The 17,281-nt window shown below is 49.4% G+C and carries 15 protein-coding genes; 9 read left to right on the top strand and 6 right to left on the bottom strand.

The window, feature by feature from the left end:
- Nucleotides 1-32 precede the first annotated feature (32 nt).
- The gene (locus tag NZM01_11790) at nt 33-554 is read left to right on the top strand and encodes a hypothetical protein (protein ID MCS6960714.1); all 522 of its coding nucleotides are present in this window, start codon (nt 33-35) and stop codon (nt 552-554) included.
- On the opposite strand, the gene pheT is transcribed toward NZM01_11790, so the two are convergent.
- Nucleotides 551-2,935 carry a phenylalanine--tRNA ligase subunit beta gene (pheT, locus tag NZM01_11785; GenBank protein MCS6960713.1) on the bottom strand — a complete coding sequence of 795 codons (2,385 nt, stop codon included), beginning with the start codon at nt 2,933-2,935 and terminating at the stop codon, nt 551-553. The genes NZM01_11790 and pheT overlap by 4 nt on opposite strands.
- 179 nt (nt 2,936-3,114) lie before the next feature.
- On the opposite strand from pheT, the gene NZM01_11780 reads away from it, so the two are divergent.
- From NZM01_11780 to rseP, 5 genes are read left to right on the top strand one after another with little or no spacing between them, the layout of a single operon-like run.
- Complete coding sequence (locus NZM01_11780) at nt 3,115-4,827, top strand: diflavin flavoprotein (protein MCS6960712.1); 1,713 nt, start codon at nt 3,115-3,117, stop codon at nt 4,825-4,827.
- Entirely contained in the window at nt 4,828-6,321 is a 1,494-nt protein-coding gene (locus NZM01_11775) for a DASH family cryptochrome (GenBank protein MCS6960711.1), read from the top strand. It abuts the gene before it with no gap.
- A 15-nt stretch (nt 6,322-6,336) separates the two neighbouring features.
- Nucleotides 6,337-8,490, top strand: a complete 2,154-nt coding sequence (locus NZM01_11770; GenBank protein MCS6960710.1) for an EAL domain-containing protein — start codon at nt 6,337-6,339, stop codon at nt 8,488-8,490.
- On the top strand, nt 8,487-9,848 hold the full coding sequence (locus NZM01_11765) for a response regulator (GenBank protein ID MCS6960709.1): 1,362 nt from the start codon (nt 8,487-8,489) through the stop codon (nt 9,846-9,848). Before NZM01_11770 ends, NZM01_11765 begins: the two co-directional genes overlap by 4 nt.
- 45 nt (nt 9,849-9,893) lie before the next feature.
- Nucleotides 9,894-10,961, top strand: coding sequence for an RIP metalloprotease RseP (gene rseP / locus NZM01_11760; GenBank protein ID MCS6960708.1), 1,068 nt, complete (start codon nt 9,894-9,896; stop codon nt 10,959-10,961).
- Here the strand turns inward: rseP and NZM01_11755 are convergent.
- Entirely contained in the window at nt 10,958-11,425 is a 468-nt protein-coding gene (locus NZM01_11755) for a hypothetical protein (protein ID MCS6960707.1), read from the bottom strand. The two genes, rseP and NZM01_11755, sit on opposite strands and share 4 nt — an antisense overlap.
- Before the next feature lie 9 nt (nt 11,426-11,434).
- On the opposite strand from NZM01_11755, the gene cax reads away from it, so the two are divergent.
- Together cax and NZM01_11745 are read left to right on the top strand one after the other, a co-directional pair.
- Nucleotides 11,435-12,511, top strand: a complete 1,077-nt coding sequence (gene cax / locus NZM01_11750; protein MCS6960706.1) for a calcium/proton exchanger — start codon at nt 11,435-11,437, stop codon at nt 12,509-12,511.
- Nucleotides 12,512-12,624: 113 nt separating this feature from the next.
- Nucleotides 12,625-12,945 carry a hypothetical protein gene (locus NZM01_11745; protein MCS6960705.1) on the top strand — a complete coding sequence of 107 codons (321 nt, stop codon included), beginning with the start codon at nt 12,625-12,627 and terminating at the stop codon, nt 12,943-12,945.
- Nucleotides 12,946-13,139: 194 nt separating this feature from the next.
- Here NZM01_11745 and recF read toward each other — a convergent pair whose 3' ends face one another.
- Nucleotides 13,140-14,264, bottom strand: coding sequence for a DNA replication/repair protein RecF (recF, locus tag NZM01_11740; protein ID MCS6960704.1), 1,125 nt, complete (start codon nt 14,262-14,264; stop codon nt 13,140-13,142).
- Nucleotides 14,264-15,490: a hypothetical protein gene (locus tag NZM01_11735; GenBank protein MCS6960703.1), complete on the bottom strand. Its 1,227-nt coding sequence runs from the start codon at nt 15,488-15,490 to the stop codon at nt 14,264-14,266. The genes recF and NZM01_11735 overlap by 1 nt, the downstream gene beginning before the upstream one ends.
- Before the next feature lie 38 nt (nt 15,491-15,528).
- On the opposite strand from NZM01_11735, the gene NZM01_11730 reads away from it, so the two are divergent.
- Nucleotides 15,529-16,623, top strand: coding sequence for a low-complexity tail membrane protein (locus NZM01_11730; protein MCS6960702.1), 1,095 nt, complete (start codon nt 15,529-15,531; stop codon nt 16,621-16,623).
- A gap of 16 nt (nt 16,624-16,639) precedes the next feature.
- Here NZM01_11730 and NZM01_11725 read toward each other — a convergent pair whose 3' ends face one another.
- Entirely contained in the window at nt 16,640-16,936 is a 297-nt protein-coding gene (locus tag NZM01_11725; GenBank protein ID MCS6960701.1) for a KH domain-containing protein, read from the bottom strand.
- On the bottom strand, nt 16,929-17,180 hold the full coding sequence (gene rpsP, locus NZM01_11720; protein MCS6960700.1) for a 30S ribosomal protein S16: 252 nt from the start codon (nt 17,178-17,180) through the stop codon (nt 16,929-16,931). The genes NZM01_11725 and rpsP overlap by 8 nt, the downstream gene beginning before the upstream one ends.
- Nucleotides 17,181-17,281 lie beyond the last annotated feature (101 nt).

Here is a 17,281-nt window from a genome sequence, read left to right as displayed (position 1 = left end):
AATAATGGAGTAACCGACCATCGTGACAGCCTATGCCCGAGCAAGAACAATCTAGTGTATCTGCCTACACTACCACGATCGATATTATGGACGAGCCGCTGGAGAGCTTCCACCGCTGGACAGGCTTTAACACCTACAAAGACCCCAATTGCAATACTAGGTTCCAAATGCGCGACTTTCCCATCGATTTAGGGATGGCGGTACTGGGTTACGCGATCCTCTGTGACTGGTCGGTAAAATCCCGTAAGATAGAGTTTAAGGGCAAGACTAATATTTTATACGAAGTACGCGGTTTTGGCGAACCACGCCCCGTCCCCCTCCACCGCCAAAATTGTAGTGAAGAGGTGGCAAAATTTTTACAGGAACGATTGATTCGTAGTCTGGATTTTTTGCGCGTTTGTTTTAAGCACTCCGATATTCCCCATGTCCATGTCATCTGTATGCGCAATTTTTATATCATGAGTGCCGTTTGGCGACCTTACCAAAACAAGCTGTGGATGGTGCCCGTCGATCAAATTGAGTCCTTCCGCCAAAAGATAGATAATCCCCGCTAACTGCGTAAAATTACTGAGAATTTTTCCTCCAGCATATCCCTCACTCTCTGATGCACAGGGTTAACATCATCGTCGGTCAGGGTGCGATCGGCTAAACGATAGACTAAACGAAAGGCTAAACTGCGATGTCCTGCCGGTACGCCTTCGCCTCTGTATTCATCAAAGAGAGTTACTGACTCCAAAATATCCCCCGCCGCCTGCACAATCGCCCGTTGAATTTCTGCCACTGTAATATCGATCCTGGCAAAAAAAGCAATATCTCTATCACTGGCAGGAAAGAGAGAAAAAGGCTGGAAGACGGGTACAGAACGATCGAGAATGACATCATACAAAACTTCTAAATCCAATTCAAAAACATAGATGGCAGGGGGTAATTCTCTTTCAGCACGGTATTGGGGATGGAGTTGCCCCAGGGTACCCAAACGATTGCCATTTAGCCACAGGGACGCTGTCCTGCCGGGATGTAAGCGTTGGTCTTTGCAATCCGGTTGATATTCCACGGTCAAATTAAACCGATCGAAGATAGCTTCTAGTAAACCCTTCGCCATAAACCAGTCCATAGGAGGTTGCGCCCGCCACGATCGGTCTAGCCTTGTCCCTACAAGCCCTGCCACATGGTCAGCTTCGATCACTTCCCCGTCTTGCAGACGAAAGACCCGCCCTATCTCAAAAGCAGGAATAATGCCATTCCCTTGACTTAAATTAAAACAACAGGCATCAATTAAACCGCTGATTAGATCAGACCGCAAGGCACTGTATTCCTGGGCAATGGGATTGGTTAACAGTACCTGATCAGACTGACAATCATTAGGTAAGCGCAAGGAGTTGTGCATCACTTCTGTCAAGCCTAGACCCAACAGGCAGGAACGCAACTGCCGTAAAAACTCCTGCTCTGGGGGCAAATATCCCCCCACCGTCAAAGCGGGTAGACTCTCACTAAAGCGGTCGTAGCCGTAGATGCGGGCAATTTCTTCAATTAAATCTATAGGACGCTCAATATCAGCGTAACGGTAGGGGGGCACTGTCACCTGCCACCTATCTGCTTCCTGCTTGGTCAAAGTAAAACCAAGACGACCAAGGGTATCCTCTACAATCTCGCCTGTTATCTCTATCCCCTCTTCCAAGTAGCCTAAAATACTCCGTACTTGGTCCAGACTTAACTCGATCCTGCGGGTCAAAGGTTGGCGATAATCTACCACCGCCTGCTGGCTAACCGTACCTCCTGCTAGCTCCTCAATCAGTTGTAGAGCATGGCGAGCGGCAATTTCTAAGGTAGCTTGGTTGACACCCCGTTCATACCTTGCTGATGCCTCTGTGCGCAAACCCTGACTGCGGGCTGACCTGCGAATCACTGCTTGATCAAAGAGCGCCGCCTCTAACAAAATATTGGTGGTGCTGTCACTGACTTCACTGCTCTCCCCCCCCATCACCCCTGCTAGGGCAACCGCACGATCGTTACTGGTAATAACTAAATTGACAGTTTCCAGGGCACGTTCCTGTCCGTCCAGGGTTTTCAGAGTCTCTCCCCGCCGAGCGTGCCGCACACCAATCTTTAGCTCAGGGTCCAGTTTGTCCCGATCGAAACTGTGCAGAGGCTGCCCCCACAGGAGCAAAATGTAATTAGTAATATCTACTATGTTGTTGATGGGACGCATACCGCAGGCCTTTAGTTTCTGTTGCAGCCAAGGGGGGCTGGGAGCCACTTTTACCCCCTCTACTACTGTGCCAATGTAGGCGGGACAGGCTTTGGGGTCAGCCACCGTCAACCAGTCGGCTAGGGGAATAGAGATCGTTTTTACCTCTGGCAACTTCAATTTTCCCCCGGTGAGGGCAGCTACTTCCCTGGCAATCCCCACGACACTGAGGGCATCCGCTCGATTTGCAGTGGAAGTGACATCTAAAATCACATCGTCTAAACCCAGATAGGGGCGTACATCTGCCCCCAAGGGTAATTCCAGGGGAAATTCATGGATACCGGCAGACTCTTTCTCTAACCCCAGTTCCGCTAAGGAGCAGATCATCCCCTCCGAGCGTTCCCCCCGCAATTTTGCCGCCTTAATCCGCAACCCCTCCCCCGCCTTGGGTAAAAATGTTCCCACCGTCGCCACTGGCACATACAAGCCTGCCCGCGCATTCGCTGCCCCACAGACAATCTGCAAAGGTTGCCCTTGCCCCACATCCACTTGGCAGACCTGCAATTTATCCGCGTTGGGATGGCGCACTGCCTGTAAAATCTTGCCCACCACAACACCCTCAGCCCAACTCCAGCGGTCTTCAATGTCTTCTACTTCAAACCCTGCCATAGTCAACTTTTCCGCCAGGGCATAGGCATCGAGGTCGAAATCTACCAACTCACGCAGCCAACGGAGGGAAATGCGCATAGGGGAACCACATCTAAGGCAGGTCTATATTAGCAAAATCCCAAGAGTCTATAGCCTGTCCTTGCAGTCTACTATTAGTAAAATAAATCACATTTCTGCTCAAGTCCGCCCCTAGACAGGATGACACAGTGCTAAGATGCCAGTAGTTTATACCTAGTACAACCCCAAGGAGATAAGCCATGACTACCACTCTTGCTGCCCCTCGATTGTCCCTGCAGACCCTGACGATCGCAGAAGAGACGGTAACTATACGGTCGTTAGATTGGGACAGAGACAGATTTGATATTGAATTTGGCTTGCAAAACGGCACTACCTACAATTCCTACTTAATTTGGGGGGACAAGATTGCTCTGGTGGATACCTCCCACGCTAAGTTTCGTTCTCTTTACCTGGAAGAGTTACAAAGACAAGTTGACCTCTCCCGCCTAGATTATTTGATTATCAGTCATACAGAGCCAGACCACAGTGGCTTAGTCAAGGATGTCTTGCAGCTAGCGCCCCAGGTGACTGTAGTGGGGACAAAGGTAGCATTGCAATTCCTGCAGGATTTAGTGCACATAGACTTTAAGCAACAGGCAGTCAAAAATGGCGATCAGCTGGACTTAGGCAAGGGACATCTATTGCAGTTTGTCAATGCTCCCAACCTCCATTGGCCCGATACAATGATGACCTATGACCACAAGACGGGAGTCCTTTTTACCTGCGATATTTTTGGCATGCATTACTGCGATAGTTCGGTATTTGACGAAAACCTACCGGCTATTCTGCCTGACTACCGTTTTTACTACGAATGTCTGATGGCTCCCAATGCCCGATCGGTACTTTCTGCCATGAAACGGATGGATGAGTTGCCCCCTGTGCAGATTGTAGCCAATGGGCATGGACCGCTGCTGAAGTACAACCTCAAGGAACTGACGGAGAATTACCGCACCTGGAGCCAAGCCCAGACTAAACATGATACTAACGTGGTAATTTTCTATGTGTCCGACTATGGTTACAGCGATCGCTTATCCCAGGCGATTGCGCGGGGGGTAGGGAAAACAGGGGTAGCCCTGGAAATGCGGGACTTGCGCACTACTGACCTGCAGGAAATTCGGGAACTGGTGGAACATGCCAGCGGGGTTGTGTTCACCACGCCGCCCCAGTCTCTGCCCTCTGTACAGACAGCTGTAGCAACCATCCTCGGTTCTCTGCAGCCCAAGCAAGCGGTGGGTATTTATGAGTCCTTTGGCGGGGATGAGGAAGCGATCGATTTAGTCGCCAATCGGTGCAAAGACCTGGGGATTGTACTGGGCTTCCCCCTCCTGCGCATCAAAGCTACTCCCAGCCAGACTACCTACCAAATGTGTGAAGAGGCAGGCACTGACCTAGGACAACTCCTAACCCGCAAACAGAACATTCAACAAATTAAAGCCCTCGACAGCGATTTAGACAGGGCAATGGGTCGGATTGCCGGCGGACTCTACATTGTTACTGCCAAGAAGGGGGAAATGACCAGTGCTATGGTGGCTTCCTGGGTTTCCCAAGCCAGTTTCAAACCCCTGGGGATTACCGTTGCCGTGGCTAAGGACCGCGCCATTGAAGCCCTGATGCAGGTGGGAGATCACTTTGTCCTCAACATTTTAGAAGAAGGCAACTATAGCCATCTCCTCCGCCACTTCCTCAAACGATTTGCCCCCGGTGCCGATCGGTTTGCAGGAGTTAAAACTCAACCCTCGGCTAAGGGTATCCCCATCCTCACGGAAGCCCTCGCCTATGTAGAATGTCAAGTAGTCAGCCGTATGGATGCCCATGACCACTGGGTTGTCTATGCTGTAGCGGAAGATGGTAAAGTATCCAAGCCAGACGCTCTCACCGCTGCCCACCACCGTAAAGTCGGCAATCACTACTAGATGTCCCCCATTATTCTTTGGTTGCGCAACGACCTACGTCTACACGACCATCAACCACTTGTTGCCGCCCTGCCAGCCCAGGTAATTCCTGTCTATTGCTTTGACCCACGGCAATTTGGGACTACTGACCTGTTGCAGTTCCCCAAGACGGGAGCCTGGCGGGCGCAGTTTCTCCTAGAGAGTGTTGTAGACTTGCGCAAGCAGTTGCGGGAGCGGGGTAGTGATTTATTGGTCTATCGGGGCAAGCCAGAGGAGATTTTACCTGAATTGGTCCAAAAGTGCCAAGCAACGGCAGTCTACTACCATCAGGAAGTCGCCTCCGAAGAAACCAGGGTAGAGAGAAAATTAGCAGACAGGTTAGCTCCCCTGGGGGTAAAGCTAGTGGGCTTTTGGGGACATACCCTCTATCCCCTCCAGGATTTGCCCTTTGCTATTGCCGATTTACCTGAAGTTTTTACCAATTTCCGCCAAATTGTGGAAAAATCCCTCACGCCGCCCCCGCCCCTCCCCACCCCCAGCCATATCCCCACTCCTGACCTCCCCCCCAGTGAACCTTTGCCTACCCTAGAGGAACTGGGATTACCTGTGCCTGTGGTGGACGATCGGGCTGTTCTACAATTTCGGGGAGGTGAAACCCAAGGTTTAGCCAGATTGCGGGATTACATTTGGCAGCAGGACTGTCTTAGGACATACAAAGAAACCCGCAATGGTATGCTGGGGGCAAACTACTCCTCCAAATTCTCCCCCTGGCTAGCCCTGGGCTGTCTCAGTCCCCGCTACGTCTATGCCCAAGTAAAACAATACGAAACCGATCGCATTAAAAACGACTCCACCTACTGGTTGGTGTTTGAACTGCTGTGGCGGGACTATTTTCGGTTTATTGTCCTGAAACACGGCGATCGGGTATTCCACCGCGAGGGATTGCGGGGAATTGACCTGCCTTGGCGTACCGATCGGGACTTATTCGAGCAATGGCGGCTAGGCAAAACGGGCTTTCCCCTAGTAGATGCTAATATGCAGGAACTGCTACTAACAGGGTTTATGTCCAATCGGGGCAGGCAGAACGTTGCTAGTTTTTTGACCAAGAATTTGGGGATTGATTGGCGCTGGGGAGCCGAGTGGTTTGAGTCCCAATTGATCGATTACGACGTATGCAGCAACTGGGGCAACTGGAACTACACTGCAGGGGTAGGCAATGACGCCCGAGGATTCCGCTACTTTAACATCCGCAAACAAGCCCAGGACTACGACCCCCAGGGGGAATACGTCAAACATTGGCTGCCCGTTTTGCGTTCCCTCCCCCCCCACCTTGTGCATACCCCCTGGCAGTTGAACCCTACCGAACAAAAACTCTACCACTTCACCCCCGGTAGGGATTACCCTAAACCCATCGTCGACCTCGATCGCTCCGTGGGGGAGCAGGAGAAAATCTATAATCAGGCGTTGAAAGCCAAAGGGAAGCAAGATAAGATCAAAAAGCGTAGGCGATCGTGACCCTGCCCTAAACCTATGTCCGACCCAGTTAATGGGGTGATTCTTATTGTTGATGACAACCCCAAGAACCTAGAGGTACTCTCGGAATGCCTGGACGAAGCTGGGTTTGATGTCAGAGTAGCCTTGGACGGGGAAAATGCCCTACGCAAAGCTAGCCTGGAATTGCCCGATTTAATCATATTGGATGTGATGATGCCAGGGCTAGATGGGTTTAGCACCTGTGAGCGCCTAAAAGCTTCTCCCCAGACAAAAGACATTCCCGTTATTTTCATGACTGCTCTAGCAGAGACAGAAGACAAAGTTAAAGGATTCAATGCTGGGGCAGTGGATTACATAACCAAACCCTTTCGCCTAGAGGAAGTGATTGCCAGGGTCAAGCTCCATTTATCCTTGCGGTCGATGACCAAACAACTACAGGCAGAAAACCAGGCACGTCGTCAAGCAGAAGAACGACTACGCCATCTAGTAGAACAACAAGAGCGACAGCTAGCAGAAGCAGAACACCACTTGATGGAACTAGAAATTCAGCTGTTTGAGCAGCATAATTTCCAGGAAACCAGTTGGTTCAAAGTCTTTGAAAAGATAGCCCAAAAGTTAAGAGCAGAAGTCCAAGAACGCAAGATCGCCCAAGAAGAACTGTTAAAGCTGAAAGATGCCCTAGAGTTGGAAGTAGCCCAAAGAACAGCCGAGCTACAACAGCGCAATGAAGAGCTAAAACAGAATCAGGCGATCTTACAAAAACAAATGATCAAACTGAGTGCTGCTGTTGCCAGTAAACAAAAAGCTATGCTAGAACTGGAAGCAGCTAACCAAGCCCTCAAACTTGCTAAGGAACAACTACGCTATGATGCCTACCACGACAGTCTGACCAAACTTCCCAATCGGTTGCAGTTCATGGATGCCCTCACCGAAGCAATTATCAAAACGCAAAAAGTAGATGACTACAAGTATGCTGTTTTATTTGCGGACCTCGATCGGTTCAAAGTCATCAACGATAGTCTTGGTCATTTAGTAGGGGATGAACTACTCAGAGAAGCCGCCCAAAGACTGAAAGCAGTAGTAGAGCCACAGGGGGGGGTTGTGGGTCGATTTGGGGGTGATGAATTCATTATCTTACTGCGGGATTTAGAGACCTTTAACCAAGCGGAGACCCTAGCGGAGCAGTTACAAGCAGAATTTAGAAAGCCCTTTCGTTTGCGAGCCTACGAAGTTTGCACAGGGTTAAGCATTGGCATTACTTTTAGCACCAACAATTACCAGGAGCCGGCAGATGTGCTGCGAGATGCCGATATTGCTATGTATCAAGCCAAAGCTAATGGCAGAGGGCGTTATGAAGTCTTTGATCCCTCTATGCAAGCCCTAGCAATGTCACGTTTGCAGTTAGAGCAGGACCTACAAAAAGCTATCGAACGCAAGGAGTTACGCCTATTTTTCCAACCGATCGTCTCCCTCTCTACTGGAGAGATTACAGGGTTTGAGTCCCTCGTGCGCTGGCAGCACAGTAATGGGCAGTGGATTTCACCAGCTAAATTTATCCCCGTTGCGGAAGAGACAGGTTCGATCAAACAGATTGGACAATGGGTCATGGAAAATGCCTTTGCCCAGACTAGAATTTGGTACGATAGGTTTCCAGAACGGAATTTAGTTGTAAACATCAATATCTCCCCTCTACAATTGAATCAAGCAGGTTTATGCGAATCGATCAGTGAGTTACACAAGTATTACAATCTGCCCAGGCGAGCGATCAAATTGGAAATCACGGAGAGTTCGCTATTGGGTGTGCTGGATACAGAGGTGAATGCTTTGATCAACTTGAGACAGGCGGGGACAAAACTCTGTATTGATGACTTCGGCACAGGCTACTCCTCTTTGAGTCGTCTGCATGAGTTACCGACAGATACTCTGAAAATCGATCGCTCTTTTCTCAATCGCATGATTTCTGATAATGGCGGGTTAGCCCTGGTAAGAACCATTATTACGTTAGCGAGGGGATTAAACATGGATGTAGTAGCAGAAGGGATAGAAACGGCAGAGCAGCTAGCCATATTGCAGTCTTTGAGCTGTGACTATGGGCAGGGTTATCTGTTCCATAAACCAAGTCCTGCCGAAGTAGTAACAGAACTGTTACAGCACTGGCAAACCGATCGGGTAATTAGGGGAAAGATATGAACGAAGAGAGAACAGTGATTTTAATTGTCGATGACAATCCCACCAACCTCAATGTTTTATCAGATGTATTAGACGAAGCGGGGTTTGAGGTAAGAGTAGCACAAAATGGTCAAATTGCCTTAGAAAGAGCCACCTATGATCCGCCAGACCTAATCCTTCTTGATGTGATGATGCCTGGTTGGAATGGGTTTGAGACCTGCGAACGCTTAAAAGCTAACCCTAAGACAGCAGAAATACCTATTATTTTCATGACAGCACTGTCAGAGACAGTGGATAAGGTGCGGGGTTTGTCTTTGGGAGCAGTAGACTACATCACTAAGCCCTTCCAGCAGGATGAAGTTATTGCCAGAGTGCGGACTCATTTACAAATTAGCCGTCTAAACAAAAGTTTAGCGCAACAAAACCTGCAACTAAAGGCAGAAGTGACAGCGCGTATGAAGGCAGAAGCAGAGCTAAAAGAACTAGCGGACAACCTAGAGAAACTGGTAGAAAAGCGCACGAAGGAGTTGAAAGACGCACTCCACAATTTGGAACAAACCCAATTGCAACTGATTCAGCAAGAGAAGATGGCAACCCTGGGTCAACTAGTGGCGGGAGTAGCCCATGAAATCAACAACCCTGTCAACTTTATTGCCACCAATTTGGAGCCAGCCAAGGAGTATGTGGCGGAGTTAACCCGTTTAATTCGTCTGTTTATGACCTACTATCCTGACCCTGTAATGGAAGTGGCAGAGGTCTTAGAATTTCTCGATTTAGAATTTATCATCACCGATCTACACAAAATCATGGATTCCTTTCAAGTGGGAGCGAATATGCTCACCAATATTTCTCGCTCCCTGCGCACCTTTTCCCGATCGGATAGCACTACAGCCATCCCTGCCAACATCCATGATGGAATTGATAGTACCCTGCTGGTATTAGGGCATCGTTTCAAAGCCAAAAACCAAAGACCAGAGATTCAGGTTGTAAAAGAGTACGGAGATTTACCGCCAGTAAAATGCTACTTGGGGCAATTGAATCAGGTGTTTATTAATATATTGGCAAATGCTGTTGATGCTTTTGATGAGTATTTTCAGACTGGTCGCGACCGTACACCGCAAATCCACATCCGCACCAAAGTGGAGAGTGACAAAGTAGTTATTCAGATTCAAGACAATGGACCTGGTATACCTGAGGGAATCAAACAGAGAATTTTTGAGCCTACTTTTACCACTAAGCCTGTGGGGAAGGGGACGGGGTTAGGTCTGTCGATTAGTCGCAAAATTGTGGAAGAGCAACATCAGGGTCAAATTACCTGCACTTCTGTAGAGGGAGAAGGCACAGAGTTTACTATTGCTATTCCCCTATCCATCCCATGATGTAGTATAGAAATCTATACAGATTCAGATCAGCCAGCCAGGGTTATGTTTACAGTCATTGCCATACTTGTCCTCGCCGTTTTAGTGTTTGTCCATGAACTAGGTCACTTCCTGGCAGCCCGCTGGCAGGGGATCAGGGTGCATAGTTTTTCCCTGGGCTTTGGTCCTGTTTTATGGCAATGGCAAGGCAAAGAGGTGACCTACTGTGTGCGGGCGATTCCCTTGGGGGGCTTTGTCAGTTTCCCCGATGACAGCGAGGAGGAGACCCAGGATTTACTAGCTCATCGTCCCCTGGGGCAAAGGGCGATCGTGATGTTGGCGGGAGTGACGGCTAACTTTATCTTTGCCTATTTGCTGCTAGTAATTGTGGCGTGGCAGACAGGTACCCAGGTCCTCGACCAACCAGGCTTACGGGTGCTCAACTATAGCTATGCCAATTCCCCAGCGGCGGTAGCAGGGATCAAGCCAGGGGATATTATCCTAGCAGTGGACGATCGTGACCTGGGCAATGGGGAAAACATTATTGCTGAATTTCAAAAGGAGGTGGCGCGCCACAAAGACCAATCGATGCTTCTTACCATATCTCGTCAGGGGGAAAGGCTCTTTTTGTCTGTTTCGCCCCAGGGCAGCCCTCCCCGTATTGGCATTCTCCTGGACTATGCGGGCAGGACAATTCGCCAACCCTTTACCAATCCTCTAGCTGTTATGCAGGCAGCAGCAGTTAGTTTTGCTAATCTCTGTCAGATCACCCTCCAGGGCTTACAGGGTTTGCTGACTAACTTTAGTGAGACTGCCAAACAGTTGGCAGGTCCAGTAGCGATCGTGGCGACGGGCTCCCGCATTGCCCAATCCAGCTGGACGGAGTTATTAAACTTTGCGGCTATTATCAGCATCAACTTGGCAATAATCAACCTTTTGCCTTTACCCGCTTTGGATGGGGGGCAGTTGTTATTTCTCCTCCTGGAAGCCCTGCGGGGTGGCAATCCTCTGCCCAAAGAAATCCAGGAAAATGTTATGCAGGGAGGGTTAGTAGTGCTCCTCAGTCTGGGGATGTTTATGATTTTTCGCGATTCCTATAACCTGCTGCAGGACTATCTGGAACAGATTTTCTAGGGGCTAATGATAATTTCAAGGCGCTCTTCTTCTGGCTCTGAACTGGCAACAGCACTGGCAAACCAATAATACCGATCGTTATTTGTTTTACTCCGCAGATAACTTTCTACTGCTAGGGCGCGGCGGTAGGACAGATTAAGGCTTTCCTGGGGTGTATCCACCGATCGGGAGTAGCTCACCACACGCACATGGCTGCGGGGATTAGGAGGAAAGCTTTGGGCAATTTGGTCGAGGAGGGGAAGGGCTTCCTGCCTGAGGGTAGCTTCGACAGGGAAAAAGAGGCGGTTACTGGCTAAGACAAAGCGCTTACCGGACGGAGGGGTGTGATTGCCCCATAGGAGGGGAAACCACTGGGGTTGCCATTGTGCTAGCCCGATCCCTAGCCCTGTAGAAAAGGCGAACGCCAAGACTAGACCCAGGGGCGAGTGGGGAGTCCTTCTCGTGCTACCCTTAGGTTTGGACATCTTCGGCTGGTGACGATGAAAAATTGGCTTTCCTACTTGCTCCTGTTGTTTATTCCCCTGTCGATCGGGGCGTTTTTTTTCCATGGGGGGGCAGCGTTAGTGTTTTGTACTTCCTGTTTAGCTATCATACCCCTTGCCTCCTGGTTAAGTACAGCCACAGAGGAAATTGCTGTAGTTTTGGGTCCCTCCTGGGGGGGACTACTCAATGCTACTTTTGGTAATGCTACAGAACTGATTATCAGCATCGTTGCTCTCAAGTCGGGGTTTGTCAACATTGTCAAGGCAAGTTTAACTGGTTCTATTATTGGCAACCTACTGTTGGTGATGGGTCTGTCGATGTTACTGGGAGGCTTGCGCTACAAAGAACAGAACTTTCAACCGACCATGGCACGGGTAAATGCTTCGGTGATGAACTTAGCCGTCGTAGCCATTTTGTTGCCCACGGGCTTCAATTTCTTTACTGCTGGTGTCACCGAGTCCAAACTACAGGGACTATCGGTAGCAGTATCGATCGTGCTTATTCTGGTTTACCTGTCTACCCTGTTATTTTCTATGAAAACTCACGCCTACTTGTACGATGTGGGTATGGTGGAATTAGAGGAAACAGAACATGACCCCAGTAAAGTCAACCTCTGGCTGTGGATTGGCGTACTGCTGGCAGCAACGGTATTGATTGCCATCGAGTCCGAGTTATTAGTAGATACCCTGGAGGAAGCGACTGAGAGTTTAGGGCTAACTGCTTTATTTACAGGGGTGATCTTACTACCTGTTGTGGGTAATGCGGCAGAACACGCCACTGCGGTGACTGTAGCCATGAAGAACAAGATGGAACTGTCCATGTCCGTAGCTGTAGGCTCTAGTATGCAAATTGCTCTATTTGTTGCTCCCCTACTGGTTCTGCTCGGCTGGGTACTTGGTCAACCCATGGACTTAAATTTTAATCCCTTTGAACTCCTAGCAGTGGGGATAGCCGTGCTGATTGCCAATTCCATTACCGCCGATGGTAGTTCTAACTGGTTAGAAGGGGCACTGCTCCTAGCTACTTACCTAGTTTTGGGCATTACTTTCTATTTCCACCCTGCCTAGAGATATTTTCGACTGTGCTCTAAACTGAAAGAATACTAGTGGTTGGATACGGCTATAGTCCTGCCCAACCAGAGACCTTTTGCGGGAACATCAACAGAAACAGGTCAACTAAAATGCTTTGGGGCGGTTATCTTTCTCTGTTACTCGCTGTGCACCCCTCCTGCCTACCCTTCCTGCGCCAGACAGAAGAAACCTTGTTCCAGGCACAGACAGCTCTGCAGACCCTGCGGGCGGATTTAGCCAAATTACAACAGCGGACAAAAACAATGACTATGCTGCACCAAGAGGGAGCCATCTCCCGCCGTCAATGGGATAACTTTCAAGCAAAAGTGAAAGAGACACAACAGGAAATCGCCAATCTGGAAAAAATTGCCCAGGCAGCCAAAAACCAACTGAAAACGCTCCAGACCATGCCCCAATGCTCAGCAAGCTAGAATATGTACTCCCCTGCCCAGAAGAGCATATTAGCAAGTGGTTGTCTCGATTTATGAGAGTATACCTCTATGGAGAAGCTGCAATCTTGCGGCTAGGGTATGTCAGTCGTGAGTACAGTTGCAATTTACTTTTACCTACCAGGGATTAAAGGCTAGTTTGGTTGCTCGCTCCCGTTGGGCAACCACAGCCCTAGTCAAACCAATTTCTTACTGACCTGAATTTGCCCGCCATTGACAGTCAAGATTTGGGCAGAGTTGAGCCACCGATCGGCAAAGTTGTGTAGGTGCGTGGTAGTGATAATTGTCTGGGCAGCGGGTTGTACGGCAGCCAGTAGAGCTTGTTGGCGACTGAGGTCAAGTTCTGCTAGGACATCATCGAGTAACAACAGAGGCGGTTCACCGATCACAGTCTGCAATAGTTCTAATTCCGCCAGTTTGAGTGCCAGAACGAGAGTGCGCTGTTGTCCTTGGGAGGCGTATTCTTTAGCAGGCTGGTCATTGATTTGTAGTTGCACATCGTCACGATGGGGACCAACCAAAGTGGTGCCTTGCTGTTGTTCGGCAACTGCCCGTAACTGCAAATGGTCATAAAAGGCTGCTTGAATGGCGTTGATGTCGTTACTGCAGGGAAAGCGAGGTAAATAGCTTAAGCTCAGAGTTTCAGTGGCACTGATGGTGCGATGCCACGCCTGGGCAAGGGGAGATAGACGATCGATTAACTTCCGCCGCCGCCACATCACTTTGCTGCCGATCGTGACCAGTTGTTGGTCCCACAACTCCATTTGAGCAGGGTCATAGCGCATCTTTCCCTGTTTTATATTTTTGAGGAGGGCATTGCGTTGCTGCAAAATTCGTTGGTAGGCCTGCTGTAACCGACTGTAGAGGGGTTCCAATTGCAATAACACCCTATCTAACCAGTCCCGCCGATACTCTGGGCTACCCCGCACTAACTCCAAATCGAGGGCAGAAAAGAGGACAGCATTGAGGTTGCCTAGAAATTCATCTCTGCTTTTGACTGCCACCCCATTGACTACCATCGTGCGCCGCTGTTGGGGAAATAAACGGAGGCATAAATCTACTGTACTGTAACGCCGCACACATTTCCCGTGAATCACCCCTTGGCTCTGACCCCACTGCACTAAATCCTTGTCTCTGTGCACCCGAAATGATTGCAACACTGCCAACAGTTGAATAGCTTCCAATAGATTTGACTTACCCTGGGCATTAGCTCCCACTACGATCGTTTTTGGTTGGTCAAATACTACGAGTTGGTCTGTGTAGTTGCGAAAGCTCTGCAGTTGTAATTGCTGGAGGAACATCACCCAGGGAAGAGAATCAATAGACCCAAGCCCAAACAGGCGATGGCACAGAGATCATAGGCTTCTGGCAGTTCATCAAGGTCATTGCCCGCTGGTGTACGGTCTACATCCACCCAGAACGCTCCTAAAGCAGGCAGCAATAATATGTGGTAGTGTACTAAACTCACTGCCAGTAACACCACGCGGCTAATCCGACTGACTAAAGTTGCCTTGGCACTGCCCACTAAACTATGGAGCAGGTGTCCCCCCTCCAACTGCCCGATCGGTAGCAGACCCAACCCAGTAATCAACAGACCATGCCAACCCGCCTCAGCCCAAGGAGGTAGTCCCCCCAGTTTCGCCCCCAACATACCCCCTAACCAATTGGGAAAACTGACTGCCTCGGCTCTCGGTTCTGCCCCCAGGTAACCTGGCACCAACAACAACAAAGATAAAACTAGCCCTACCACGGCTGGTGTGAGACCGAACCAAAATAGAAAACGGCGATCGGGAGCAGGAATAGTTGTATGCCGTCCCATCCCTAGGATCGGAAAAGCAACATTGCCAGGAATAGTCAACAATGGTGATAGCTGTAACCGTCCCCCTACTCTTGCCCGCGCCCACTCCCTGCCCACTAAAATAGCAAGAATACACAGCACATATAACCAATTCTTCTGCATCATCAAAACAGCCCCCACTGCTGCTAGAAAACGTGATAGCCACAATAACATCGAGTTCTGTCTAGGGACAGGCAAGAGATGACAACTAGGTGATTGAAACACACCCTGAGCAACTGCTACATAGTATTGTTGGGGCAATAAATGATCAAACCGTGTCTGCAATTGCTGTTGGATGAGGGAATAATTATCACTGCGAAATCTGCCCACACAGATTAAACGATCGGAAGTGATGTGAATAGATTCTAAGTTAAACAAACTATCAGCAAAACAGCGGTAAATGGTAGCCTGCTCAGGGGGGCTGACGACTAACTGGGGTCGGGAACCAAGGAGCCACAATTGCACAATTGTTAAGTAACCTAAAACTATTCCCCCCTGAGTTGTAGTTGGTATAGGTAACAGGAGAGCAGCGATGGAAAAAAAAATGGGAATACCCACCAGCCAAACAACTCCCTTTGCCTGCGACTGCCCCCAGTAGGCATACAGGGCACTGCCGATCGCAATGCCCCAACACAGACAGAGCCAGTATGGGTTAACAAATTCCAGATTACTGCTAAAGTTTGCACTCATTCCCATACAATAATTCGGAGTTGGCGAGCAGAAGACCTATGACCATCCTAGAGCAATTCCTACAACGACAACAGAGCAGTGAACTGTTTCTATGGGCACATCTATCCCTCCTAGCAGTACTGCCCCTGGCTCTGATATTGACAATGGCAGGTTTAGCGGTGGGAGACCCCCTGCTGCCCAGCTGGCTGGAGATGCCTATTTTGGCTATCCCCATCATTGCTTATACCGTGTGGCAACAGTGGCAGCGCCCCTTCTACCCTTTTAGCTTGGGGCTGATGTATCAATCCCCAGAGTACCTTAATCTCCGCCAGCGGCAAATTTTAGCTATTGTCAAACGGCCTGCCACGGGTTGGATTGCTCTATTTGTGGGAATTCTGCTCTATTCCATCTTCCGTCAGCTCTACATTGCTGCTCCTCTGGCTGCTGCTATTGCTCCTTTTCCCAGTGGATGGCGATTTTTCGGAATTCTCTGGGCGTTAACCTTCTTTCTCGTAGCTAATGTCTGTGCCCAGTTAGGGGTTGTGGCATTACGAATCCTGGTTCTCCCTGCCAGCGAACTAGAAGAGGAATATAACCCCCAAAAAGTTAAGGAAGACTTTACTCTTCTGGGTGCACCCCGTCAACATCTATGGAGCTTTACCTCAGATACGACAGCCCAGCAAGCTGCTACTACCCAATCAGAGGCAGTAATAGATGATTCTGAACCAAGGACAGCGACGGCAGCTGAAGAGGAACACAGGGAAGCGCCAGCAGTAACTGGGCAAAGCCAACCAGAGACTACCCCAGAAAAAACAACGGAGTCTGCCCCAATGACAGTAACAGTAATGACTGAGCGCAGCCAGCCAGAGACTATCTCAGAAGAAGCAACAGTGACTAGAGAGGAACAAAGAGAAGCACCAGCAGTGACCGAGGAAAGCCAGCCAGAGACCACCCCAGATGAACCGACGACAACAGCAGGACAGCAGAAGTCTACAGAACCGATCGCTGTAGTGTCAGCACCATCTCCAGCACAGCAAAAGCTATCGCCCTCTTCTATCGAATCCTCTTCCCCTGATATACCTGAGCTGGTATTTACAACAGAAACTGAGACTATACAGCCTCAAGGAGAAAACTTGACTGATAGTGATAGTTAAGTAGTCTTATCTGAATCTAGCGGTGGCGGCTGCGGCGGGATTTACGCGGTGAGGATGACCCACTTTCCTCCGTGTAGAGGTTGAGTTCCACAGTTTGACCACTATTTTTAGCAGCCAGTCCCAGAATTGTCTTAATTAAGTTAAGAGTCCTGCCCCCTTTACCAATCACCCGCTCCCGATCGTTGTCAGCTACAGCAACCCGCACTAGGACATAACGTCCTCCCCCCGTTGTTTCGCAATCGATTGCCAATTCTTCTCGGTCCTCTACTAGGGAGGCAAAGACAAAGTGACTGAGTCTGTAGAAATCAACCACGGGCGATCGGTTCTAGGATGTTAGCCTTTTCCAGAAGACGACGGACGGGATCGGTGGGTTGTGCCCCTTGGGATAGGCGACGCTTAATCCCCTCCACATCCAGGCGGGTCTCCTTAGTGCGGGGGTCATAGAAGCCCAGTTCCTCCAAAGGAATGGCTTGGCGACGGGTGGTACTGTGAATAGCAATGATGCGAAAGGTAGGTTTTCCCTTCTTGCCAAAGCGTTTGAGCCGCAGTTTGACCATTTATCTCCACTACTTTATAGACAGACAAATATCATAGCAAATGTTGCTTAAAATTTTGGGTCTAAACCTACAGCCCCTGCCAGTACGGTGTTTACCCCCAA

The organism is Pseudanabaenaceae cyanobacterium SKYG29 (genome assembly GCA_025055675.1).
In the GTDB taxonomy this organism is placed as follows: domain Bacteria; phylum Cyanobacteriota; class Cyanobacteriia; order Pseudanabaenales; family Pseudanabaenaceae; genus M5B4.
The sequence above is the reverse complement of the archived record's forward strand: the minus strand, read 5'-3'. Positions and strand labels throughout refer to the sequence as shown.

What these genes read in the sequence shown, in the direction of transcription:
- NZM01_11790 (MCS6960714.1), top strand. Translation starts at nt 33, where the DNA reads ATGCCCGAGCAAGAACAATCTAGTGTATCTGCCTACACTACCACGATC.
- pheT (MCS6960713.1), bottom strand. Translation starts at nt 2,935, where the DNA reads ATGCGCATTTCCCTCCGTTGGCTGCGTGAGTTGGTAGATTTCGACCTC.
- NZM01_11780 (MCS6960712.1), top strand. Translation starts at nt 3,115, where the DNA reads ATGACTACCACTCTTGCTGCCCCTCGATTGTCCCTGCAGACCCTGACG.
- NZM01_11775 (MCS6960711.1), top strand. Translation starts at nt 4,828, where the DNA reads ATGTCCCCCATTATTCTTTGGTTGCGCAACGACCTACGTCTACACGAC.
- NZM01_11770 (MCS6960710.1), top strand. Translation starts at nt 6,337, where the DNA reads ATGTCCGACCCAGTTAATGGGGTGATTCTTATTGTTGATGACAACCCC.
- NZM01_11765 (MCS6960709.1), top strand. Translation starts at nt 8,487, where the DNA reads ATGAACGAAGAGAGAACAGTGATTTTAATTGTCGATGACAATCCCACC.
- rseP (MCS6960708.1), top strand. Translation starts at nt 9,894, where the DNA reads ATGTTTACAGTCATTGCCATACTTGTCCTCGCCGTTTTAGTGTTTGTC.
- NZM01_11755 (MCS6960707.1), bottom strand. Translation starts at nt 11,425, where the DNA reads ATGTCCAAACCTAAGGGTAGCACGAGAAGGACTCCCCACTCGCCCCTG.
- NZM01_11745 (MCS6960705.1), top strand. Translation starts at nt 12,625, where the DNA reads ATGCTTTGGGGCGGTTATCTTTCTCTGTTACTCGCTGTGCACCCCTCC.
- recF (MCS6960704.1), bottom strand. Translation starts at nt 14,264, where the DNA reads ATGTTCCTCCAGCAATTACAACTGCAGAGCTTTCGCAACTACACAGAC.
- NZM01_11735 (MCS6960703.1), bottom strand. Translation starts at nt 15,490, where the DNA reads ATGAGTGCAAACTTTAGCAGTAATCTGGAATTTGTTAACCCATACTGG.
- NZM01_11730 (MCS6960702.1), top strand. Translation starts at nt 15,529, where the DNA reads ATGACCATCCTAGAGCAATTCCTACAACGACAACAGAGCAGTGAACTG.
- rpsP (MCS6960700.1), bottom strand. Translation starts at nt 17,180, where the DNA reads ATGGTCAAACTGCGGCTCAAACGCTTTGGCAAGAAGGGAAAACCTACC.